General features: G+C 58.0%; 23 protein-coding genes and 1 tRNA gene. 15 read left to right on the forward strand and 9 right to left on the reverse strand.

Annotated features, from left to right (window positions below):
• Positions 1 to 76 precede the first annotated feature (76 nt).
• On the forward strand, positions 77 to 934 hold the full coding sequence (locus tag NW826_RS11025; RefSeq protein WP_414510148.1) for an inositol monophosphatase family protein: 858 nt from the start codon (positions 77 to 79) through the stop codon (positions 932 to 934).
• On the opposite strand, the gene NW826_RS11030 is transcribed toward NW826_RS11025, so the two are convergent.
• Both NW826_RS11030 and hemE read right to left on the reverse strand, forming a co-directional pair.
• The gene (locus NW826_RS11030; RefSeq protein WP_414510149.1) at positions 889 to 1872 is read right to left on the reverse strand and encodes a glycosyltransferase family 2 protein; all 984 of its coding nucleotides are present in this window, start codon (positions 1870 to 1872) and stop codon (positions 889 to 891) included. The two genes, NW826_RS11025 and NW826_RS11030, sit on opposite strands and share 46 nt — an antisense overlap.
• Positions 1873 to 1933: 61 nt before the next feature.
• On the reverse strand, positions 1934 to 3001 hold the full coding sequence (gene hemE, locus NW826_RS11035) for a uroporphyrinogen decarboxylase (RefSeq protein ID WP_414510150.1): 1068 nt from the start codon (positions 2999 to 3001) through the stop codon (positions 1934 to 1936).
• 230 nt (positions 3002 to 3231) lie between these two features.
• On the opposite strand from hemE, the gene crtE reads away from it, so the two are divergent.
• From crtE to NW826_RS11050, 3 genes are all read left to right on the forward strand, one after another.
• Positions 3232 to 4125: a geranylgeranyl diphosphate synthase CrtE gene (gene crtE, locus NW826_RS11040; RefSeq protein WP_414335754.1), complete on the forward strand. Its 894-nt coding sequence runs from the start codon at positions 3232 to 3234 to the stop codon at positions 4123 to 4125.
• 83 nt (positions 4126 to 4208) lie between these two features.
• Positions 4209 to 4670, forward strand: coding sequence for a divergent PAP2 family protein (locus NW826_RS11045; protein WP_414335755.1), 462 nt, complete (start codon positions 4209 to 4211; stop codon positions 4668 to 4670).
• A gap of 42 nt (positions 4671 to 4712) precedes the next feature.
• Complete coding sequence (locus NW826_RS11050) at positions 4713 to 5312, forward strand: hypothetical protein (RefSeq protein WP_414335757.1); 600 nt, start codon at positions 4713 to 4715, stop codon at positions 5310 to 5312.
• 358 nt (positions 5313 to 5670) lie between these two features.
• Here NW826_RS11050 and surE read toward each other — a convergent pair whose 3' ends face one another.
• Complete coding sequence (surE, locus tag NW826_RS11055; RefSeq protein WP_414335882.1) at positions 5671 to 6450, reverse strand: 5'/3'-nucleotidase SurE; 780 nt, start codon at positions 6448 to 6450, stop codon at positions 5671 to 5673.
• Between the two features lie 345 nt (positions 6451 to 6795).
• On the opposite strand from surE, the gene NW826_RS11060 reads away from it, so the two are divergent.
• Both NW826_RS11060 and NW826_RS11065 read left to right on the forward strand, forming a co-directional pair.
• Positions 6796 to 7461, forward strand: a complete 666-nt coding sequence (locus NW826_RS11060; RefSeq protein WP_414335883.1) for a Crp/Fnr family transcriptional regulator — start codon at positions 6796 to 6798, stop codon at positions 7459 to 7461.
• Positions 7462 to 7464: 3 nt separating this feature from the next.
• Complete coding sequence (locus tag NW826_RS11065; RefSeq protein ID WP_414510151.1) at positions 7465 to 8334, forward strand: alpha/beta fold hydrolase; 870 nt, start codon at positions 7465 to 7467, stop codon at positions 8332 to 8334.
• Here the strand turns inward: NW826_RS11065 and NW826_RS11070 are convergent.
• Positions 8274 to 8861: a DUF2518 family protein gene (locus NW826_RS11070; RefSeq protein ID WP_414510152.1), complete on the reverse strand. Its 588-nt coding sequence runs from the start codon at positions 8859 to 8861 to the stop codon at positions 8274 to 8276. The genes NW826_RS11065 and NW826_RS11070 overlap by 61 nt on opposite strands.
• Positions 8862 to 9165: 304 nt before the next feature.
• Here NW826_RS11070 and NW826_RS11075 point away from each other — a divergent pair, with 304 nt between their 5' ends.
• The 3 genes from NW826_RS11075 to NW826_RS11085 are packed head-to-tail and all read left to right on the forward strand — an operon-like array spanning position 9166 to position 13491.
• On the forward strand, positions 9166 to 11661 hold the full coding sequence (locus NW826_RS11075) for a dynamin family protein (RefSeq protein WP_414510153.1): 2496 nt from the start codon (positions 9166 to 9168) through the stop codon (positions 11659 to 11661).
• On the forward strand, positions 11654 to 12262 hold the full coding sequence (locus NW826_RS11080; RefSeq protein WP_414510154.1) for a hypothetical protein: 609 nt from the start codon (positions 11654 to 11656) through the stop codon (positions 12260 to 12262). Before NW826_RS11075 ends, NW826_RS11080 begins: the two co-directional genes overlap by 8 nt.
• A gap of 23 nt (positions 12263 to 12285) precedes the next feature.
• Positions 12286 to 13491, forward strand: coding sequence for a hypothetical protein (locus NW826_RS11085; RefSeq protein WP_414510155.1), 1206 nt, complete (start codon positions 12286 to 12288; stop codon positions 13489 to 13491).
• Between the two features lie 27 nt (positions 13492 to 13518).
• Here the strand turns inward: NW826_RS11085 and NW826_RS11090 are convergent.
• The 4 genes from NW826_RS11090 to ureG all read right to left on the reverse strand — a co-directional run bounded on the left by NW826_RS11090 (position 13519) and on the right by ureG (position 16632).
• A tRNA-Leu gene (locus NW826_RS11090) sits at positions 13519 to 13598 on the reverse strand.
• A gap of 49 nt (positions 13599 to 13647) precedes the next feature.
• Positions 13648 to 15162: a hypothetical protein gene (locus tag NW826_RS11095; protein WP_414510156.1), complete on the reverse strand. Its 1515-nt coding sequence runs from the start codon at positions 15160 to 15162 to the stop codon at positions 13648 to 13650.
• 37 nt (positions 15163 to 15199) lie between these two features.
• Positions 15200 to 15985, reverse strand: coding sequence for an urease accessory protein UreD (locus NW826_RS11100; protein WP_414510157.1), 786 nt, complete (start codon positions 15983 to 15985; stop codon positions 15200 to 15202).
• Complete coding sequence (gene ureG / locus NW826_RS11105) at positions 15982 to 16632, reverse strand: urease accessory protein UreG (RefSeq protein WP_414369130.1); 651 nt, start codon at positions 16630 to 16632, stop codon at positions 15982 to 15984. The genes NW826_RS11100 and ureG overlap by 4 nt, the downstream gene beginning before the upstream one ends.
• Positions 16633 to 16703: 71 nt before the next feature.
• Between ureG and NW826_RS11110 the strand changes: the two genes are divergently transcribed.
• A complete protein-coding gene (locus tag NW826_RS11110) occupies positions 16704 to 16958 on the forward strand; it encodes a hypothetical protein (protein WP_414335225.1) in 255 nt (84 codons plus the stop codon).
• 162 nt (positions 16959 to 17120) lie between these two features.
• Positions 17121 to 17678, forward strand: coding sequence for a carboxymuconolactone decarboxylase family protein (locus NW826_RS11115; RefSeq protein ID WP_414337178.1), 558 nt, complete (start codon positions 17121 to 17123; stop codon positions 17676 to 17678).
• On the opposite strand, the gene NW826_RS11120 is transcribed toward NW826_RS11115, so the two are convergent.
• Positions 17675 to 17998, reverse strand: a complete 324-nt coding sequence (locus NW826_RS11120) for a DUF3288 family protein (RefSeq protein WP_414510158.1) — start codon at positions 17996 to 17998, stop codon at positions 17675 to 17677. The two genes, NW826_RS11115 and NW826_RS11120, sit on opposite strands and share 4 nt — an antisense overlap.
• 173 nt (positions 17999 to 18171) lie before the next feature.
• Between NW826_RS11120 and NW826_RS11125 the strand changes: the two genes are divergently transcribed.
• The 4 genes from NW826_RS11125 to ndhI are packed head-to-tail and all read left to right on the forward strand — an operon-like array spanning position 18172 to position 21436.
• Entirely contained in the window at positions 18172 to 19356 is a 1185-nt protein-coding gene (locus NW826_RS11125) for an NAD(P)H-quinone oxidoreductase subunit H (protein WP_414335237.1), read from the forward strand.
• A gap of 30 nt (positions 19357 to 19386) precedes the next feature.
• Complete coding sequence (locus NW826_RS11130; RefSeq protein WP_414335220.1) at positions 19387 to 19590, forward strand: hypothetical protein; 204 nt, start codon at positions 19387 to 19389, stop codon at positions 19588 to 19590.
• A 59-nt stretch (positions 19591 to 19649) separates the two neighbouring features.
• Complete coding sequence (gene nuoH / locus NW826_RS11135) at positions 19650 to 20771, forward strand: NADH-quinone oxidoreductase subunit NuoH (RefSeq protein WP_414335218.1); 1122 nt, start codon at positions 19650 to 19652, stop codon at positions 20769 to 20771.
• Between the two features lie 47 nt (positions 20772 to 20818).
• Entirely contained in the window at positions 20819 to 21436 is a 618-nt protein-coding gene (ndhI, locus tag NW826_RS11140) for an NAD(P)H-quinone oxidoreductase subunit I (protein ID WP_414335216.1), read from the forward strand.
• The last annotated feature ends 721 nt before the right edge of the window (positions 21437 to 22157 follow it).

A 22157-nucleotide genomic window follows, 5' to 3' on the forward strand; every position in this document is an offset into this window, starting at 1 on the left:
ACCTGTTGGTGAGGGATCCGCTGCCATTGCCAACCTTTTTCGCCCCAAAAGCTGGGGATCCCGCTAGGATTGGGGCATGGGTGCTCTTTGTGAAACCGCCTCTCCCTCCCCCTTCTGGCTGGAGGTTACCGAGTTTGCCCTGCAGGCCACGGCAAGGGTCGGATCGCAGCTCTTGGCAGACTTTGGCCAGGCCTCCTCTACGGAAAAAGCGGACGGCAGCTTGGTAACCGCTTCTGACAAATGGGCAGATGACACCTTTCAAAAGGCAATTGCCGCGGCCTATCCGGCTCACGGCTACCTGAGCGAGGAGTCCAACCACATTTTCCCGGAGAAAGAGTGGTGCTGGGTGGTGGATCCCTTGGATGGCACCACCAATTTTGCCCGCGGGGTCCCCATCTGGGGCAGCTCGCTGGCGCTGTTGCACTGGGGCGTGCCCGTGTTTGGCTGTGTGCATCTGCCGCCCATCCGCCAGACTTTTTACGGCTACTGGCCTCAGTTTGCGGGCGATGCGCCGGCAGGAGCTTTTCTCATCCGCCACGACCGGGATCCCGTCCGTCCTCGGCCCATCCACCCCAGCACCGCCCCACCCGGCCCCAACCAACTGTTTAATTTTTGCTCCCGCAGCAGCCACTGGATTAGCCCGCGATTTCCCTGCAAAGCGCGGATGTTGGGGGGCGCTGCCTACAACCTGCTGGCGGTGGCCAGCGGCAGCCTTTTGGGAGCAGTAGAACGCTCACCCAAGATCTGGGATGTGGCGGCGGTGTGGGCCATCGTCAAGGGGGCCGGCGCCGTTTGGGAGCCCCTTGGCCCTGCTGACCCGGATCCCGGAAGGCCGTTGATCCCCGGCAAGGACTATGGCCGGCTGACCTATCCGACGCTGGTGAGCGCTCAGGACAGGTGGATCCCGCTATTTCGGGCTTTCATTGCTCTGTAGCTCTCGTAAACCGCCTGGACGTTGTACCAGTTGAGGAAGCAAACCCGACACAGCTCCAAGGCCAACTGCGAGCGGCCTTGCCGGATCAACCAGCGCAGCAGCGGCTCTAGCCGCTTCTCGTTCAGCCAGCCCCCCAGCGACAGCAGGCCCCATAGGCATTGATGCAGAGGCGTCAGTTGGATCATCAGGCGCACGGCCCAAGTGGGGTGCTTTTGGTAAAAGAGGATGCCCATGCGGCCCCGCTGCCGCTCCCGCTCGATGAGGGCTGGGATTTGCGCTAGCTCGAAGGGCGGATGCCAGTGGTAGCCGGTGGCCTGGGGGCACTTGACCAGGCGCAGGCCCAGGTGCTTCAGCCGCACCCCCAGCTCCAGGTCTTCCCAGCCGTAGAGGTGAAACCGCTCGTCAAAGGGGCCGGCAGGGGTTTCACAAGCCCGCTCCAGCCAATGGCGGGCGATGGCCACATTGCCGGTGGCAAAGAAGGCTGCCGAAAAATCGGTGGGCTTGAAGGGCTCGGAGCAGGGATCCTGGAAATTGCAGGTGTTGATCACCCGCCCATAGGTGAAGACCTTGGCTTTCTGGAGCGAACTGGGATCCCCCTTGACGCCGTGTCGCCGCAGCATCTGGGCATGAGCGGCCAAGAAATGATCCACCACCACCAGGTCGCTGTCGATAAAAACAATGATGGATCCCTGGGCATGGCGAAACCCCAGGTTGCGGGCGGCAGCAGGGCCGCGGTGTTCTTGGCACAAAAGCTTTATCGGCGGCAAATCTGGCGGCTGGCTCTGCAGCCATTCCACCGTGCCGTCGGTGGAGCCGTCGTCCACCACCACCACCTCGTAGCCGTCGTAGGGGCCAGGCTGCTGCTGGGCCAAAGCCTGCAGACATTTCTGCAAGATGGGACGGCGGTTGTAGGTGGGGATGATGACGCTGATGTACACCGGGGATCCCTGGCTCGTAAGGCAAACCCTACTCCTAGAGTCAAGGGGTTTTTCTATACGGCTAGAGAGCTTTGAGCAGCTCTGCCGATTGGCGCACCGTCTCGAAAAAGTGATGGACATTGGCCTCCGGAGTGGTGTGGTGCACGCCGTGGCCCAGGTTCATGATGTGGCCGCGGGGTCCCGCCTTTTGAATCACCTCCAGGGTGCGCTGCCGGATGAATTCCGGGGATCCCAGCAACACCATCGGGTCGAGATTGCCCTGCACCGCCAGGGATCCCAGGCGGGCCCTGGCCTCGGCCATGTCGCTCATCCAATCGAGGCTGAAGACATCGATGCCAGCTTTGCCCACCCGCTCCAACAAAGCGGCGCTGCCGTTGATGTAGAGAATGAGCGGCACCTGCGGATGCCGAGCTTTCACCTGATCCACAATTTGCTTTTGGTAGGGCAAGGCCCAAGCTTCGTAATCGCCGGGGCTGAGCTGGCCGGCCCAGGTGTCAAACAACTGCACCACCTGGGCACCGCACTCGATCTGGTAGATCACGTAGCGGGCAATGCTATCCGCCAGCTTGCTCAGCAACTGATGCAACATCTGCGGCTGAGTGAAGGCCAGGCTCTTGATATGGGCATAGTCTTTGGAGCTGCGGCCCTCTACGGCGTAGCAGGCCAAGGTCCAGGGGGAGCCGACAAAGCCCAGCAGCGTTGCCTTCCCTTCCACCTCGCGGCGCAGGGTGCTGAGTATGGTCTTGATAAAGGGCAGGCTTTCTTCCGGCTCTAAGAGACGGATTTGGTCGATTTGGGCCTGGGAGCGGATTGGCGGGTCGATGATCGGCCCCTGCTGCTCCACCAGCTCAAAGGGGATCCCCATGCCCTCAAGGGGGGTGAGGATGTCGCTGAACATAATGACGCCGTCGGGGGCAAAGGCGCGAAACGGCTGCAACGAGATCTCAATCGCCAGCTCCGGGATCTCGCAGCGCTGCTTGAAGGTGTATTTGCTCTGCAGCTCACGGTAGACCGCCATGTAGCGCCCCGCCTGGCGCATCATCCAAACCGGAGGACGATCCAGCACCTCCCCACGGGCCGCCCGCAGCAGACGGTCGCCATCGCCAAGCTGAGCAGATGAGTGGGACATAAGAAGACCAAGCCGGTTGAAGATCCTCAATGCATCCTGACATTGGGGGGACGGCTAGCGCAAGCTTGCGGATCCCCTATGCCGCCGCGTGCAGGGTATCAAGATAGAGTTTTAGCGGCTCAAGCAGGGATCCCGACCTGGAGTGGACATGAGATAATGTCGGCTTGCAGGCCTGTTGTAGAACTACTCGACAGGGATCCCCCCATTGCCGAGTTGAGAGGAAACCCCGCTTGGTTGCCCAAACCTTTGACCTGAAAGTCTATCTGAGCCGGCGTCAGCAACAGGTGGAAGAGGCGCTTTCTGCAGCTCTGGTTCCCGCCTATCCGGAGCGCATTTACGAGGCGATGCGCTACAGCCTGCTGGCAGGGGGGAAGCGCCTGAGGCCGATCCTCTGTCTGGCGGCCTGTGAGTTGGCCGGCGGCTCCGTGGAGCAGGCCCTGCCCACTGCCTGCGCCCTAGAGATGATCCACACCATGTCGCTGATCCATGACGACCTGCCGGCCATGGACAACGACGATTTTCGCCGCGGCAAACCCACCAACCATAAGGTGTTCGGCGAAGACATTGCCATCTTGGCGGGAGATGCGCTGCTGGCTTTTGCCTTTGAGCATATTGCCAGCCAAACTCAGGGGGTACCGCCGCAGTTGGTGCTGCAAGTCATTGCCCGCATTGGCCACGCAGCGGCGGCAACCGGCTTGGTGGGGGGCCAGGTGGTGGATTTGGAGTCGGAGGGCAAAGCCATTTCCCTGGAAACTTTGGAGTACATCCACAGCCACAAGACGGGCGCTCTGCTGGAAGCCTCGGTGGTCTCAGGCGGGATCCTGGCAGGGGCTGATGAAGAGCTGCTGGCCCGCCTGGGCCACTACGCCCGCGACATTGGCTTGGCTTTTCAGATCGTGGACGACATTTTGGATATCACTGCCACCAGCGAGCAACTGGGCAAAACGGCAGGCAAGGATCAAGCTGCCGCCAAAGCCACCTACCCCAGCTTGTTGGGCCTAGAGGCTTCCCGGCAAAAAGCCGAGGAGCTGATCCAATCGGCCAAGGAGGCGTTGCGCCCCTACGGATCCCGGGCCGAGCCACTGTTGGCCCTGGCAGATTTCATCACTCGCCGTCAGCATTAGGACAGGACAAAAGGACAAGATTCAGATGGGATCCCTGTCCCCCTGTTAAAGACCCTGGTCGCGTTCTGGTGCCGGAGAGCTCTATGCTGCAACAGTTGATGGCCAACCACGTCCTCTGGGTTGCTCTGCTGGCCAGTGGTTTGGCCCAGGCCATGAAGCTGATCCTGGCCTATGTGCGGTCGGGCAAGCTCGACCTGCGGGTCTTGGTGGAGACGGGGGGGATGCCCAGCTCCCACGCGGCGCTGGTGACGGCTTTGTCGGTGGGGGTGGGGATCCAGGAAGGCTGGGACAGCCTGCTGTTTGCGGCGACGGTGGTTTTTGCTTTGGTGGTGATGTACGATGCTGCTGGGATCCGCCAGGCCGCCGGCAAGCAGGCGCGGGTGCTGAACCGTCTCCTGGAAGAATGGTTTGAAGAGAAGGGCGCCGATCGTTTCCAAGAACCTTACCTGAAGGAGTTGCTGGGCCACACGCCTGTTCAGGTTATTGCCGGCGCTGCTTTGGGAGCAGCGTGTATCACCTTGTCGTTTGCCCTGGGAGTCAACTAACGACAATTGGGGCATGCTAGAGCAGAAGGAGTGCGGATGGTCATGAGTTCTCAACCGCGTCCGATCCAGCGTTGCCCCGCCTGTGGCAAGCCGATCCCGGCCTATCGATATAAGTCCCCCTACTGCGACCACTGCGGCTGGCGGGCGGCCTCAGCCGGAAAAGGTGGATCTGGGGGCCAGAGAGTCAGAGCTCAGGGGAATAGGATTCAACAACACCTGCAGCGCCTCAGCCTGCCCCCTCTGTTGCAGCCGCTGTTGAAGTTCGACTTTTACCTCTATCTGGGCTGGGGGATCAGCCCTCTGTTTCCGCTGGTGGTGGAGCGACCGCTGCTGGCCGAATCCAATTACCTGTTGTTGATCCCCCTTCTGTTGAGCTGGGGGCTGCTCTATCTGGCGGTGCGGGATCTGCCCCTGCCCCAGGACTTGCGGCTGCCGCGGCTGCTGTTGGATGTGGCGTTTATCCTGCTGCCCTTCTTCCAAAAAATCAACGTCTCCAAAGCCCCCAACCGACCCTACTGGAATGCCCTGCTCATCTGGGTCATCGGGATTTTGCTGGCTGCTGCCTTGTGGCTGTGGAGCTTCAGCCTGCTCTTGACGGCGGTGACGTTGCTGTTGACCAGCTTCTGCACGCTGCTGTTCTAGCCGAGATGGTTGACAAACACTCCAGCCTTCCATGAGCACTCCTGCATAGGCAAAACACGCAGCTCAGCTTTGACACTCCCGCTGACTATCGCAACCCTTGCATGGGAGTTCTGTAGCCAAGCGGGATCCTACCTACGCAAGAGATAGTCCTTTCAAACAGCAATGAAACGTTTCTCTATGTCATTATTGCTACGCAACGCTGTCGCGAACGCGCCGCTCTAACTCCCCTCTCCCTCTGGGAGAGGGGCTGGGGGTGAGGGGCTGGCAGCAAAGTGTCTTAATCTTGTTTGAAACGACTATTACAGTAGAGAAGTAGACAACGCTGGAAGAAGCTGTATGCGGCTCACCAGCTTGCAACTCAGGAGCCAAAGGCCGAGATTCCCCACCGCTGCAAGCTGTCGAAGGCGGTGTAGGCCGTCAGATCCGGCTGCAGGGGCGTAATCGACACATACCCTTGGGCAACCGCCTGCACGTCGGAACAGGGATCCACTCCCTCTTCCACCACTTCCCCCGCCAGCCAGTAGTAGGCCTTGCCGCGCGGATCCAGCCGCTTTTCGTAGATATCGGTGTACTTGCGCCAGGCCAGGCGGGCCAAGACCATGCCGCGTATCTCCGTCAGCGCCACCGGTGGGACATTGATGTTCAACAGCAGCGGCTTCTCTAGGGGCTTCAGGCTCAGCTTCTCCAGCAGCGTCAGCACCACCTGGGCCGCCGGCTGAAAATCCTGGTGGGTAAAGCTGGCCAGGCTCACGGCCAGGCTGGGGATCCCTTCCAACAACCCTTCCATGGCCGCTGAGACGGTGCCGGAGTAGAGTACATCGGTGCCCAAATTGGCTCCCTGATTGATGCCGGAAATCACCCAATCGGGAGGATAATCCAATAGCCCGTCCAGACCCAGCTTGACACAGTCCGAAGGCGTGCCCGAACAGGCCCAGGCTTGCACCTCTGGCGGAAACCCCTCCCGCACCGGATCCACCCGCAGCGGTTTGTGCAACGTCAAGGCGTGGCCGGTGGCCGAGCGCTCCCGATCCGGACAGACTACTGTCACCTGGTGTCCGCCCATCTGAGCCAGCGCTGCCGCTAAACACCGCACCCCTGCCGCCTGGATGCCGTCATCGTTGCTAACGAGAATGTTCATCGGTGCCACTCCTCACCGCGTCCAAGCAACCCGGCTGCCCCTACTATGCTATCTGCTGCTGAGCCCACAGCCGGCCAGGAGCCAGGAAAAAATGAAGAGTGCGGCTTCTGTATGTTACCATTAGACGTAGCCTTATAAACAACATCCGTATAACCACGGTGTTGCTCCATAAATCTTGAGTGTCATTATGAAGCTAAGGTAAAGCTACTACCGAAGCTCCCTTCCTCTTGGTTTATCCTTCCGTTAGGGTCTGGCCTTTTCTTTACAAACTCTTTATGATGGCTCGATGGAGCGGAAGAGGCGGCAAAGTTCATCTAGTTACTCAATTGACAGGAAGCCTATCCCATGTCCCTAGTTTCCATCACATCGGCAGCGGAGGCTCAGGAATGGCGGGAGCTCTGCCAGTGGGCCGAGGAGCACTACCGCTGTCGCACTTTTCCCAAGGACGTGCGCATCCCCACCCGTCCGGGCCTGGTCTACATCCCCCAAGAAGGCGTGGTGCGCCTAGTTAGCCAAACGCCGGAGCGGCGGGAGGTTTTTGTCGGGTTTATCACGCCCGGCGTGCCCTTTGAGCTGAGCAACCCGGAGCGCTTTGAGCTAAAAGCTTGCACCCATGTCGATCGCACCACGGTAATGTGGTTTTACTGGCAGGATCTGGAGCAGTGGCCCTACTTGCACCAGAAAATTCAAGAAAGCTTCCGCCAGCAACTGCAACGCAAGCTGCTCTGGCTAGGCAACTTGGGCCAACGGCGTGCCATTGACCGCCTCAAGGGGTTCCTAACGCTGTTGATTGAAGAGTACGGGCAGCCCTGTGAGCAGGGGATGTACCTCCCTTGGACACTCACCCACGCCCAGATTGGGGACGCCATTGGGGCGACCCGTGTAACGGTTACTCGCCTGCTGGGATCCCTGCGCTCGAAAGGGTTTGTGCAGGTGCTGGATCAAAACTTAATTTGCCTTCCCAACGGGGTGAAGCTGCAGTCCGTGCCCAAAAAGGCGGCTAGCGCCTAAGCTATGGGCCTGCAGCTCTACTACCGTGCCTGGGGCAAAGGGATCCCTTCCCTGCCCATCCTGCTGCTCCACGGCCATCCGGGCAATGCTGACTGCATGGAAGTCTTTGCCGAGGCGGTGGCGGGGATCCACCCCTGTGTGGCGCCGGATCTGCGCGGCTATGGGCGTTCGCAGGTACGGGATCCCTTTGAGATGCCGGCTCACCTAGAGGACTTGCAGGAGCTGCTGGATTGCCTGGGCTGGCAGGAGTGTCTGGTGTTGGGCTGGTCGTTGGGTGGGATCCTGGCCCTGGAGTTGGCCTTGCGCCTGCCGCAGCGGGTCAAGGGCTTGGTTTTGGTAGCCAGCGCCGCCTGTCCTCGTAGCAACCATGCCCCCATCACCGTTGGGGATCAGCTTAACACCGGCATTGCTTCGCTGCTCAACTGGCTTTGGCCCGGCTGGAGTTGGAACATCGACACCTTTGGCCGCCGCTCTCTTTACCGCTACCTCATCCAGCAACACACCCCAACCGCCTATCGCTACTTGGCCCAGGCAGCTTTGCCTGCCTATCTGCACACCTCTCCCCAAGCCCGCCGCGCTTTGCGCACCGCCCTGCAACAGGGCTACAACCGTGAGGGGGAGCTGCAGCACCTGCGCCTACCTGTGTTGCTCCTGGCCGGCGAGCGGGATCGCCACATCACCGCCGCTAGCAGCTTGGCCACCGCCCGCCTTCTACCCCAGTGCACCTGCATTGTCTATCCCGATGTGGCCCACCTCTTCCCGTGGGAGATCCCTGAACAGGTAGGACGGGATCTGCGTCGCTGGCTTAGCGCTCAGGACTGGGACAAAGGGAGCTCTTCTAACCCACCCTCAGCGGAAGAAGCCGCAGCCTGAACCTGGGCCAGCTTGCGCAGCCGGGCAAAGGCTTCTTCCTCCAGCCGGATCTGCTGCTGCTGCTGTTCTTCCGGGGTGCGCAGGCGTTTTCCCAGCGGCTGTTGCAGCGTGCCCAAAAGTAAGGGCTCGGAGACCCCCGGTTCAGGGTGGATGACGGTGCGGGCCTGCAGAGTAAACACCGGCGAACCGGTAGAGAAGCGACCGGAGGACGCCAAATCGCTGGCCGCCTGCTTCAGCGTGAGGATCAGGTGCTCTGGGGTGATGTCCGGGCTGACGGCGATGACCGCCCGCTCTGCCCCTTGGTCATAGACCGTGGTGTAGGGGGCAGCGCCGGGAATGCGGGAGCGAAAGATCGGCCCTAAACTGAGGGCAAAACAGCCCGCCGTCAAAACCAGGGTGAAGGCCGTGTAGCCCACCAGCGAAAACTTCCAAGGCCAGTTGCGGATCCAGGCCAGCAGGGTAAGCAGAGCCAGCAGACCCGCCACCCCCAGCCCCACCTGGGTGGCAGAGGCGAAGAAAGATTGCAAGGATCCATCCATCATTTACAGGGAGAAGGAGTTCGGACTCAGCAGTCTCATCTTAAGCAATCTGGCAATCCTCTCAACTGCTTGCTGGCTCTAGCCGGGAGGAGATAGGCTTGCGACTCCATCTGCCAAACCAGCTCTCGCTGATCCCAGAAGTGCCGGCAGCTCTGTGCCTTTTAGAACTGTTTTTTATGCTACTGAATGAGCATTGCTGGCAAGAAGAACGCTGAAAACAATGCGAAGGAAACGAACGACGGTATCAGCAAGATGGATATAATGCCGGCGAAGCGGCTTGAGAACTGTTGGCATGTCATCTTCAACCCTATCTGATGGAGCGCATCACCGGCTTGATTCTATGGATCCCTCGGTAGCTTTGCAGACCGCGAGAGACTCACTATTTGACCTCGGCAACCTCACCGCTGGGATCGTTAACGAATACCACGACGTAGTCAGCAACTCCGTGCTGCTGGAGAAGCTGGAGAACTTTCAGGTTGTCTACGAAGAGGCCAATGCCCGCCTGCGGAAGCCCTCCTTCCGGATTGCCACCATTGGCACCACCTCTTCAGGTAAGTCCACCATTGTCAACGCTCTCATTGGTCGGAAAATCGCGCCTATCGAGGCCCAGGAGATGAGTGCCGGAATCCTACGGATTAGGCACGGCGAGCGGAGCAAGCTAGTTATCCACAATACAGAAGGAGCCACCTGGGAGTGCGGCACCTGGGAAGACCTGAGGGACGAAGAGATCTACAGCAGGCTCAAGCTGACGATGGAGGCTTACCACCAAGAGCGGCGAAAGAAGAGGAAGAAGGAGGATGAAGCCGAGGTAGTCATCCCTCAGATAGACGTTGAGTGTCCGCTCCTTCCTGTCAGGGCTTCTTCTCTGTTAAACCTGCCTGAGGGCTTACAGGTTGAGATTTATGACTTGCCTGGCCTGAACTCAGTCCAAGATAGAACAAGCCTCAGGATCATCCAAGAGCATGTCAGCAAGTGCTTTAGCCTTGTTGCACTGGATTACTCTCAGACAGATTGGCAAAGACGAGAAGCTCTCTTGAGAGAGCTAAAAGATGTTGTGGAGTTTCTCCGAGGTCAAACCAGCTTGATGATTTTCTTGCTCAATAGGGTTGACATGCGAAATCAAACCGACAACCCTCTAGAGCAAAAGGTCGAGGAGCTGAGAGAGGAAATTAAGGAGATTCTGGATCTTCCAGAGCTGCCTTTTATCATTCCGCTCTCTGCTAAGGCGCTCTTCTATGCCCAATGTGCCTGGGGAGCCAACTCTTCCGAAGGATCGGATGTGGATCCCAGTACTAAACAATGGATGCTCAGCGCTCTTTTTGAAGACTGTGCTAATCTCATCAAGGCTTCTACAAGAGGTGATAGGGAGCTGAAGTCTTGGATAGCAGACCTTGAAAACAAAGTCGAGGAAGGGCAGGCAATATCTGACAATGACACTAGGCTCTTGCTTGGCTACATCCGAGAGTGGAGCGGCGGCAACTTGCTATGGAGAGCATTGCGAGAAAGGATTCAAGCAGACACTGCAAGAGTTGTTATTCTCCCGGCGGTGCTACAAGTGATCAACTCAGCTAGAGAGATTAGCAGTGCCCTAGATGTCATAATCAATACAAGACAAATTCAGACGCTAGAGGAAGTAGATAGGCAAAGAAAATATATTCAAGAGAAACAAGAGCAATGCAAGGAAGCAATCAATCAAGTTGCCCAATCGTTTATCGATGACATTACAGGCTTACTCAACCAAGTTGCCAGTGCTAGTGGCACTCCTGAGTCCCTATCAAAGATTGAGGAGGAAGCCAGAAAGAAGGGCTGGCAGGGGTTTCCCGATTTTATTGACTTTGTGGACGAGCAAGTTAAAGATTTGATTAATAAAATCATTGCTCCAGTTCGAGATGCACTCAAGCAAGAAATTGGTGTTTATCCGCTAGAAGATTCTCTGAAAGAAGTGATCCCTGCTCACATTGCCAACCTCGTTGCTAGATCTTGCGACATGACACTCAGAACGTTGAGGGATTGTGAGTGTCAGGGAGACAGCCTGATTCTGAGAGTACCTGTTGAGGAGAAAACCAAAAAGCCTCATGAGAAGATAGAAAGAGCTGAGCGCGCTGTTTTAGCTCTCTACCAATCGGTTAGGGACGCTCTCGAACATAGGGCCGAGTTTCTGTTACAGGCGAAGGCTCAAACTTTTGAGAGATTTGCGAACTCATTGATCTCTCAGCTTATTGCAAACCTTATTGGAGCCGTTGAAGAAATCCTCACAGTCTCTGAGGAAGATAAGCTAGGGATCCAGGAATTGATTCAAACTGGCGTTAAGCTGAGAAGCGAGCCCTTGCGCCTTACGCAAGATGTCTTTCTCTTTAATAAAAGAGCAAAGATAGAGACTACAAAGAAGGACAAAACTACAATAGTCGAGGAGCCTAGATCTTGCTTTGGAGGCAAGGAGTACAAGATAGCTAAAGTTGGGACGGAGTTCTATCAACAGCTAATTGTACCCAGCTTCGATAAGATGGCTGAGGAGTGGTCAAGCGGAGCAGATGCTGGTAAGCGAAAATTGTGGCAAGTTCTGAAAGAATGGATCATAGGTTACATGGAAGAACTAAGAGAGGCTACTCAAGAATTGGTCAGAAAGGCGCTTGATCTTTCTATGGATGAGCTAGAGAGGCAAAGGAAGGTGATTGATGAGAACCTTAGCCAAGCGGTAGCGATGGCCAAAGATCTGGAGAATAGGAAGAATGCAATTGAAAGCCATATTCAGACCTTGTCTCGCATAGGGAGTGGAAGTGATGAGTGAGAACGACAAAGAGCAGAGACAGCTTCTTAGGCTAGCTGCTGTATTGATTGTAGCTATCGTCGGTGGTGCTGTTTGGGGGCCATGGGGGGCTGTTGTTGTAGCATTACTTTTGCTTGTAGCAAGTTCGCCCGAAAATTTGCCCGAACCCAAACCTTCCGAACGCGAAAGTTCGGTCGTGCTAGCCTCGCCCGAAAATTTGCCCGAACCCAAGCCTTCCGAACGCGAAAGTTGGGTCGTGCTAGCCTCGAGGGCTAGCCAGTTTCGCGAATACTTTTCTCACCTTTCTCCCGTACAAAAAATAACAGAGAAGAATGCGTGTGAGCTTCTGTATAAAAACTCAAAGTATATCTGGAGAGGCACACAGAAAGAGTTTGAGGCTCTGAAAGAGGAAGTCGAGAAGTTTCCGGCTGAAAATCTCAATGATGCTTTTTATCTAGTGGCTCTCGAAGCTGACGAGGAGCTTCCTGGACTTCGCAAAGATGCGAGTCGTCTTAAGCGAAGAGATGCGTTTCTGGCTCTAGCCGGTAAAGCAAAGATTGTCTGGATCTCCCCCCCATTGCATTTAAACTCCTTTGCCAACAAGGATTTCTACCTTGTGTGACCGGAACTTTGGGAGCGTAAGTCATGCTCATTCCAACTCTCCTTTTTGCTTCTCCTTCGATTGTCAGTGGGCTTTTGGATGGATCCCTGGTTCGCTACGGTGGCGTTGTTCGAGAAGCTGCCACGGGTCGCATCGTCAAGCATTTGGCCGAAGCTCCTGGCCTGACCAGCTTGCTGATGAATGCGCCGGTATCTCCTGAATCTGTGATTAATGCCCTTGGTCACCAAGCCACTCATCGAAAGCTTGAGGTTTTGCAGCAGACTGCCACCAAGATTTTGGGGCTTTCTCAGGTAGCTGCTGGCGCTAGCGTTTTAAACCTGGGGGTTAGCGCTATTGGCTTTACCTACATGCATTTCCGCCTGAATCAGTTGCAAGACTCTATTGCCCGCCTAGAAAAGATTGTTAGGGAAGGGATCCAAGACATCCAGCAAAAGCTAGATGCACTTTCTGGCCAACTGGCCTATTTGCAAGCTTTGGCCGTTCAGAGTAGAGCCGAAATTCTGTTGGCTATCTCCAATTTGCATCGTGCTCTTTTCATTCAAAGTCTTGCTAAGCTGCAGGCAGAGCTGGTTAGTTTGCACCGATTCCCTGAGGCTTCTCCTCGCGATGCCCTTAAGGCGCTAGCGGAAGCCCGCATCTTTTTCTCCGACCAAGCCCATCAGATCCCTGTTGAGCGCCAGGCCCACTGCCTACTGCTTGGCGATATTGCCCTCAAGGGTTGGGCAGTTTCCCTAGCGGCGGAATCCCAGCTTCTGCTTAAGCATGGGTACCTGCAAGATGCCGTCGATGCCCTGGACTTTGAGGTTCCTCGTTTCCGGGAACTAAGCGAAAGGTGGTGTGCAGCTCTCTTGCCAGCGGATCGACCTCAGCTCCGGACGGCCTATACGTACACAGCTCCCGGCTTTGCTGGCCACATCTCTAGCGAACGCATCCAGCGCATTGCTCGTCTTTCCCCATTTGATCGAGCGCTTACACCGGAGCAGCGCTTCCTTAGGGAAAAGAATTTTTCTGTCGAGTTCCAGATGACCTACTTCCAAGAGCTGGACAAGTCTTGGTACCTTTCCCAAGCGGCTTTAGCCGAATACCTAGACACCCTCAGCGAGCTCGCGGAGCGCCTTGAAAGTCTCCAGTCTTTTGCTCGCCTCTGTCGAGAGCTTAACCAGGCGGATCCCTACCAACAATTGATCCCATCTGAACCCCAAAGTCTTTATCTACTATCTGCTGGGTAATACCTGCAGCCTAGCAGCTCGGGGGCATGGGCAAGGTCGGATTCGAACCGACACGGTTTCCCGCCGCATTTTGAGTGCGGTGCGTCTACCAGTTTCGCCACTCGCCCGGACTAGAAACATTATCCTACTGAACCGGCGCAACCTCGTCAACCACTCCTACGCGCTGCGGGCTTGCTGCAGTTGTTGAGCTTTTTGCCGCAGCTTGCGGGTTTGCTCCATCACTTCCTCCAGATCTTCGTGGGAGAGGCGCTCCACGTAGTTGATCTTGATTTCTTCCAGCAAGTCCTGTAACAGGGAGCGAATTTCCTCCAGCGCATGTTGCTGGGTGAGTTCGTTGGCCAAGACTTCGCCAAAGCGCCGCAACAGTTGGGCCGCCAACTGGGAGCCGACGGGATCCTCGAAGCTGTTGGTCAAGGTTTTATAGGTGGTGGTGGTCAGCTCGCTGGCCAGGCGCTCCGTCAGTTGGCCGGGCAGGGATCCGAGGCCGGGCAGCCGTTCCAGGGTTTGCAGGGCGGGGAGTTGTTTGAGCAGGCCACCCAGGTTGTAGCGGAGCAATTGCTCCACCTCCGGCTGGATCTGGGGCAGGACGCGGTAGAGGACGGTGCGAAAAACCAGGTTGGCAATGGCTTCCAGCTCGTTGATCTCGTTGAGGTCGATGTAGCTGCGGGAGGGATCGGCTGCCGGCAACAGGGGCAGGGATCCCCGCTGGATGGATGCCTGGATTTGGTTGATCACCCGCACGACGATGACCTCGGTCAGGTCTTCGGCGAAGTTGGCGACAAAGCCTTGGCTCACCTGAGCGCGAACCCGCTCCAGATCCAGCAACTGCGCCTGTCCCAGCCGGATGGTAACCGGGATCACCCGCAGCCAGCGCCAAAAGGGCAACAGCAGCAGCACATCGTACCAGCGCCAGAGCATGGCATCCAGCCAATTGACGCCGGTGTAGCGACGGCTGATGGCCACCGTGCGCAGCACAAATTCCAGCCCAAACAGCAAGGCAAAGGGAAAGTCCAGCAGGGGGAAAAAGTCCACCGGGTTGCCGCTCTCGCCGATGGGGCGGGAGTAATTGGTCTCGAAGAGGGGGCGCAGGCGGGCCTGGAAAAATTCGATCCCGTCTTTGGGATCGACGCTGGCCAAGTATTCGGCAGTCCAGAAGCGGGCGAAGGCAGCCCTGGCCGAGTCGGCTTCGGGGATGTGCTCCCGCATCAAGTTGAGGATGCGCACAAACTGGCCGGTTTTGTTGGCGGCCTGAAAGGGGTTGGTCTCGATCATCTCGTCGCTCAGTTGCCGCAGGCGGGCCAGGATCGGTGCCGCTGCTTCCGACTCCACCCCAAAGCGCAGGGTGACCTGGCGCAGCTCATCCACCAGGGCCAAGTAGCGCTGGGTTTCCGGGTTGGGCTCAATGCCTTTAACCGGGTCGTACAGGTCGGTTACCGGGGAGCGGCTGGTCTGTTGGGAGAGGATGGGCAAGGGAATGGGAGGGCCAAAGGCACCGAAGATCTGCACCCGCCCCTGGAGCCAGAAGTCTCGCCAGGGCACGTAGCTGAGGTCGAAGAGCACCAAGCACAGGTTGCCCAAAGCCAGCACGGCCATTCCTTTTTCGTAGAGGAGGAGCCAGCGGCTTCGCCCCTTGCGGACGGAACGTCTGATAATGCGTCGAGCGGCGTTCATGATCTCGTGCAACGGGTTGGGCTAAGCCAGCCCTAGCCTACCACCCCTGGCTTGAGCTTCTCTTGGCCGGGGCAAGCTGTTGCACAACTTGGCCAAACTGCTGCCAGATGGCCTCTGCCTGGGGTCCCACCTGGCGTAGGATCCAGCCCTGACAGACGGGATCCGGCGACCGCAGCAGCCAGTGGTGCGTATCCGTCGGCCACTCCGGCTCTGGCCAATCCCCCAGTAAGTACAGGGATCCCCAGCAGAGATGGGATCCCAGCACCGACGCGGCGGAGATATGCTGGTGGGGAAAGCGCAGGTCTAGGTGCTCCTGCAGCCAGAGTTTGCTCCCGTCTGTGGAGGCGGGGATCCCGGCAGCGACCCAAACCCGCAAGCTGCTGGAAAGGCGCCGAAACTGCCAGCATTCCCCCATGGCCAGCCGCCCGGCTGTCCAGATCTCGGCATAGGCCAGGCGGGCACTGGGATCCAGCTCGATCTGCACCTGTTGGCGGAAGTCTGCTCCTGCGCCCAGAATGGTCGGGTGAGGGATCCAGATCAGTTGGCTGGTGGGAGCCAGCTTGACCTTGGCCTGTTGCCGGCTCAGGCCGGGGTGGAGGCGGGTTGCCCCTTGGGTGCGAATTTCCAGCGCTGTGCCTACCCCCAGCTCGATGGCGATGCGGTGGCGATCCCCGCCCAGCAGTCCACCATTGGGGTTGCGTAGGTAATAGAGTGGCGGCTCACCCGGGGATCCCAGCCATTGCAGGGGGGCCTGAGAATACTCCCAAATGTGGGTCTGTTGGCCTTGGCGGCTGATCTTCAAGAGGGCCTTGCCGAAGTTCACAGGTGGCTCACAGAGGGAGAATCGGCCTGGATGGAGCGAAAGAGCACCTCCCGCTCCAGCCAGCTCAGGATCTGCTCCAGCCCCTCGCCCGTGCGCAGGTTGGTGAAGACAAAAGGCCTGTCCCCCCGCATGCGGCGGGCATCCCGTTCCATCACCCCCAAGTCTGCCCCTACGTAGGGCGCCAGGTCGATCTTGTTGATCACCAGCAGGTCAGAGCGGGTGATCCCCGGCCCCCCCTTGCGCGGGATCTTGTCCCCTTCGGCCACATCAATAACATAGATGCAGGCATCCACCAGCTCTGGGCTGAAGGTGGCTGCCAAGTTATCCCCCCCCGATTCCACCAGGATGAGATCCAGGGGACAGAAGCGGCGCTCCAGCTCCTGAATGGCATCGAGGTTGAGGGAGGCGTCTTCCCGAATGGCCGTGTGGGGACAGCCGCCGGTCTCCACGCCGATGATCCGCTCCGCTTCCAGCGCCTTGGCCCGCACCAAAAACTCGGCATCTTCGCGGGTATAAATATCGTTGGTCACCACGGCCAAAGACAGGTGATCCCGCAGCGACAGACAGAGCTTTTCCACCAGGGCGGTTTTTCCGGATCCCACCGGGCCGCCAATGCCAACCCGTACCGGCTGAGCAGTCTGCACCATTGTGCCCGACCTCTGATACTTGAGGCTCTTTTTGGGCATTTTAGAACCAGGTGCTCGCAAGGGATCCGGGTATGGTTCGACTTTTGGTGGCAACTGCCGTGGTGCTGGTGGGCTTTTTGGTTGTGAACCGCCTCTATCGCAACCCGCTCGGTTCAGAGCCGAGGCCGGAACAGGCCAGCCCTGAGGCCGCCCAGCAAGGAATCCCCCAGGGAGGGCCGCTGCAGATCTACCAGTCGCGGGAACAGCTCCAGCAAACCCTCAATCAAGGGGCTACGGCCACCCAACAGCAGGTAGAAGCCATCGAGCAATCCTTGGGCAACCCATGACCGGGAAAAGCTTTTCAGGCAAGAATTGCCGGAAGGTTCGAAGTTCAATCTTGGGCGGGAGCAGGGATCCCTGAGGAAACAGCCAGGGCAGCGGAGTGGAAGGCTTGGGCGGATCCCCCAAACGCGCTAAAGTCGAGAATGCTGCAATTTTATAGATCATCCATGCGGATCCCTCCTGTTCCCCCGGAAAAAGCCGACAAGCAACTGCAGAAGGTTTACGAAAGCCTGGAGAAAACCTATGGCACCGCCCTCAACCCGCTACAGGTGATGGCCCATAAGCCGCAACTGATGCGGGCGGTGATGAACCTTTACGGGGCGCTGCACACCGACAACCCCAACCTGCCCGAAGAGCTGAAGGAGCTGGTCAGCATCCGCATTGCCCAGATCAACGGCTGCCGCCACTACTGCCTGCCCTACCACACCCTGCAGGCGCAAAAACACGGAGCTAGCCCGGCCAAAATTGCGGCGGTGGCCCAGGCCCGCACCAGCACCCTCTACACCGAGGCGGAGAAACTGGCCATCGAGTACGCCGAGCGCATGACCGTGCCTAGCATGGTGGTTACCGATAGCTTCTTTGCCCAACTCAAAGCCATCTGGTCGGATGAAGATCTGGTGGAGCTCTCGGCCTGGATCGGCTTTATGAACTTCTGGACCAAGGTCATCGCTGCTTTGGATGTGCCTCTGGATCCTGTTTTTGCGGAGCAACTCCAGGCCTCCTAGGCCCAGTCGTCTCGCGTGCTGAAGCTGCGGTCGTACACCTGGCCGCAGGCGTGGATCTGGCGGGTGCGGGCAAACAGCTCCTCTTCGCTCAGGCCCCACTGCTCCAAGATCTGATCCAAATCCTGCTGCAGATCCCAGGCGCCAGGGAAACCTTGATAGCGGATGCGCAGACGGGCGACTTCGGCCAGCACCCAATCGGAGGGAGGGTTCTCCCGAGCCTGCGCCATCAGCTCATCAAGCACAGCCCTGTCGGTAGCATATAGCGGATGCTGTTGCTCCCGCCGAGATAAGCCATTCGGGGGTGAACCAGATGCCGCCATCCCTCTCCTTACCTTTCTTTAAAACACTCTAGCCGAACCCATTAGGGGATCCTCAATGACGAAAATTGGGATCCCTGATGGCCCGAGAGATCGAGGAACCGCGGGAAAGCCGTTATACTGCAAATGTTGCAGACCATAAACATTCTTCAGTTGCGGAGGCGGCGGCTATGCCCATGCCCATGATCGAGACCCGTACCGACCGGATGCTGCTCAACTTTGGGCCGCACCATCCCTCTATGCACGGGGTCTTGCGCCTGCTGGTCACCCTCGATGGCGAAAACATCGTCGATTGCGAGCCGGTGATCGGCTACTTGCACCGCGGCATGGAAAAAATTGCCGAAAACCGCACCGTGGTGCAATACCTGCCCTACGTCTCCCGCTGGGACTACGGCGCTGGCATGTTCAACGAGGCCATCACCGTCAACGCCGTCGAGAAACTGGCCGGGATCCCGGTGCCCCGGCGGGCCAGCTACTTGCGGGTGATCATGTTGGAGCTGACCCGCATCACCAACCACCTGCTCTGGTTTGGCCCCTTCTTGGCGGACTTAGGCGCCCAAACCCCCTTCCTCTACGCCATGCGGGAGCGGGAGTGGATCTTGGATTTGTTTGAAGCCGTCACCGGCATGCGCCTCATCAACAACAACTACTTCCGCGTCGGGGGCGTAGCGGTGGATCTGCCCTACGGCTGGACGGAAAAATGCCTCGATTTTTGCGAGTACTTCCTGCCCAAAGTAGATGAGTACGAGCGGCTGGTTACCGACAACCCCATTTTCCGCCGGCGGCTGGAAGGGGTGGGGGTCATCTCCAAGCAGGATGCCATCAACTGGGGTCTATCCGGCCCCATGCTGCGCGCCTGCGGCGTCAACTGGGATCTGCGCAAGGTGGATCACTACGAGTGCTACGACGACTTCGACTGGGAGGTGGCCGTTTACCCAGAGGGGGATTGCCTGGCCCGCTATCGGGTGCGCATGAAGGAGATGCGCCAGTCCTGCAAAATTGTCCAGCAGGCGGTGAAGGCCCTGCCCGGTGGCCCCTTTGAAAATCTGGAAGCCAAACGCATGCTGGAGGGGCCAAAGTCGGAGTGGAACAAAGGCGATTACCAGTTCATCAGCAAAAAACCCTCGGCCAACTTCAAGATCCCCAAAGGAGAGGCCTACGTGCGGGTGGAGAGCGCCAAAGGCGAGCTGGGCATTTACATCGTCGGCGACGACAATGTCTGTCCCTGGCGCTGGAAAATTCGTCCGCCTGGCTTTGTCAACCTGCAGGTGCTGCCTCAGCTCATTCGCGGCATGAAGGTAGCCGATATGATCGCCATTCTGGGCAGCATCGACATCATCATGGGGGAGGTGGATCGCTAAAATACCGCTAGGAAAGCGAGGATAAAGGCGATGGCCTGGGCGATCTTGGTTCTGCCGCTCTTGATTGTTGCAACTATTGCCGCAATTATCGGCCCCAAGCAATGGGCCAAGTACCAAGAAGAAAGGCGTCGCCGCGCAGAGCAGCTATCCGATGCTCGCCTCCAGGCCATCATTCAGCAGGAGCTACGCCGCCGCCACCGTCCCCCTCAGTCGGATCCCAACGGCAAGGCTTAGTTAACGCACGGGATCCAAGGTTTTTTTGACTCACCGTCTTTAGGGAGCTACTCAACCCCATGACAACTGCCGGTATCGACCTACAGCTTGGCTTTGAGACTGCCCTGCAAAACTTGGGCTTGGGCCCAGGTGCTGCCCACGCCCTCTGGATGCCCCTACCCATGTTGTTGCTGGTCATCGCCGCCACTCTAGGGGTGATGGTGATGACTTGGCTGGAGCGCAAGATCTCGGCAGCGGCCCAACAGCGGATTGGCCCCAACATGGCCGGGCCGCAGGGGGTGCTGATCCCGATTGCCGATGGCCTCAAGCTCTTGACGAAGGAAGATGTGCTGCCCAGCCTGGCCGACCCGGTTTTGTTCACGCTGGGGCCGATCCTCGTTTTCCTGCCGGTCTTTTTGTGCTACCTGGTGGTTCCCTTCGGCCAGAACCTGTTGATCTCCAACATCGCCATCGGCGTCTTTTTCCTGATCGCCACCTCCAGCGTGCAGCCCATCGGCTTGTTGATGTCCGGCTACGGCTCCAACAACAAGTATTCCCTGCTGGGGGGGCTGCGGGCGGCGGCCCAGTCGATCAGCTACGAGCTACCCCTAGCTCTGTCGGTGCTGGCGGTGGTGCTGATGAGCAACGGCTTGGACACCGTGGGGATTGTGGAGCAGCAGAGCGGACTGGGGATCCTCAGTTGGAACGTCTGGCGGCAGCCGATTGGCTTTGTCATTTTCTTGATCTCGGCCCTGGCGGAAACGGAGCGGATCCCGTTCGACTTACCGGAAGCCGAGGAGGAGCTGGTGGCTGGCTACCAAACGGAGTACTCCGGCATGAAATTTGCCCTGTTTTATCTGGGATCCTACGCCAACTTGCTGCTGGCTTCCCTGATTGCAGCGGTGTTGTACTTGGGCGGCTGGTCGTTCGTGGTGCCGGTGGAGACGATCGCCGCCTGGGCTGGGATCCCGTTGGACAACCCCTTTTTGCAGATCGGCGCGGCGGTCTTAGGGATTCTCATGACGATGGTCAAGGCTTTTATCTTCGTGTTCTTGGCCATCCTCTTGCGCTGGACCTTGCCGCGGGTGCGTATTGACCAACTGCTGGACTTGGGGTGGAAATTTCTGCTGCCCGTCTCGTTTGTCAATTTGCTGTTGACGGCAGCTTTGAAACTCGCCTTCCCAAGCGTTTTCGGGGGTTGAATGAAAGTAATGAAAGTAAAGAAAGCGAGAGAGGGAGAGAACAGGCCATGACTTTTCTGAAGCGAGTTGGCGAATACGTAAGCGATGCTTTCAAAGCGGCCAAGTACATCGGCCAGGGGATGGGGGTGGTTTTCGACCACATGGGCCGTCGCCCGGTGACTGTGCAATACCCCTTTGAAAAGCTGATCCCCTCCGAGCGCTTTCGGGGACGCATTCATTTCGAGTTCGATAAGTGCATTGCCTGCGAGATCTGTGTTCGGGTTTGCCCCATCGACCTGCCAGTGGTGGACTGGGCCTATAACACCGAGATGAAGAAAAAAGAGCTTTACAGCTACAGCATCGATTTTGGAGTGTGCATTTTCTGTGCCAATTGTGTGGAGTTTTGCCCCACCAATTGCCTCTCGGTTACCGAAGATTATGAGCTAGCCACCTACGACCGCCACGACCTCAACTACCACCAGGTGGCGATGGGCCGTTTGCCTTCCAAGGTTACGGAAGACCCGATGGTGACGCCGCTGCGGGAGTTTGCCTACCTGCCCAAGGGGGTGATCGATCCCCATGAGCTGCCTGCCGGATCCCAACGGGCTGGCAAGCGGCCGGAGGAGATTCTGGCAGAAATGAGAGCCGCCAAAGAGGCGAAAGCAGCCAAGGCCGCCGTGGAATAGGGATCCCCTGCACTCGGCACTGCTGTCCCTCACCCCCGACCCCTCTCCCCCTGGGAGAGGGGAGAAGAACTCTGCTTCAAGAAGGTGTTTTGTGGCCGCTATGGCTGTTTGAACTTGTGCGGCTCACTTGTCTGCAAGGTGGGGAAAAGTTTTCTGGATCCCTGAGTCAAGAACTGGAATGGGGGTGTCCAGGACGGATGGATGCCAGCCTTAGCCAACTCTAGGGAAAGGAAAAGGTAAACCTGCTCGCAGAGCCAGGAGAGGTGGCCGATCCGCTGAAGGTTTGTGCGGCGCTTCCGCTTTTGCGAACTGTTACAGTAAAGGGAATGGGATCAGTTCCTTTGGAGCAGCGTTTGAACAATTCCACTGCCACGACGTATGAGCCTGTAGGAGGAGCGGAAGCCCAAAAGACATTTTCAACAGGGCTCGTTGTGACTTCAACACACTCGCGATTGGCATCTGCCTCTAGCGTCCCGCCAGAAGGAATGCTTGGCTTTAAGAAAAACACCGTCTGCTGCGTGGGATCCGTAACAAACAGGTTTAGGTCATCAATAGTCTTCCAGGTCAGGGTGATCTGAAGCGGGGGGGAAGTTTGAGTTGGTGTGGGCGTGGGGACAGGGGTCGCTGTCGGCGTAGGCGTGGGAGTTGGCTCAGGAGTCAGTGTCAGTGTGGGCGTGGGGACAGGGGTCGCTGTCGGCGTAGGCGTGGGAGTTGGCTCAGG

This window comes from Synechococcus sp. OH20 (assembly GCF_047502685.1).
In the GTDB taxonomy this organism is placed as follows: Bacteria; Cyanobacteriota; Cyanobacteriia; order Thermostichales; family Thermostichaceae; genus Thermostichus.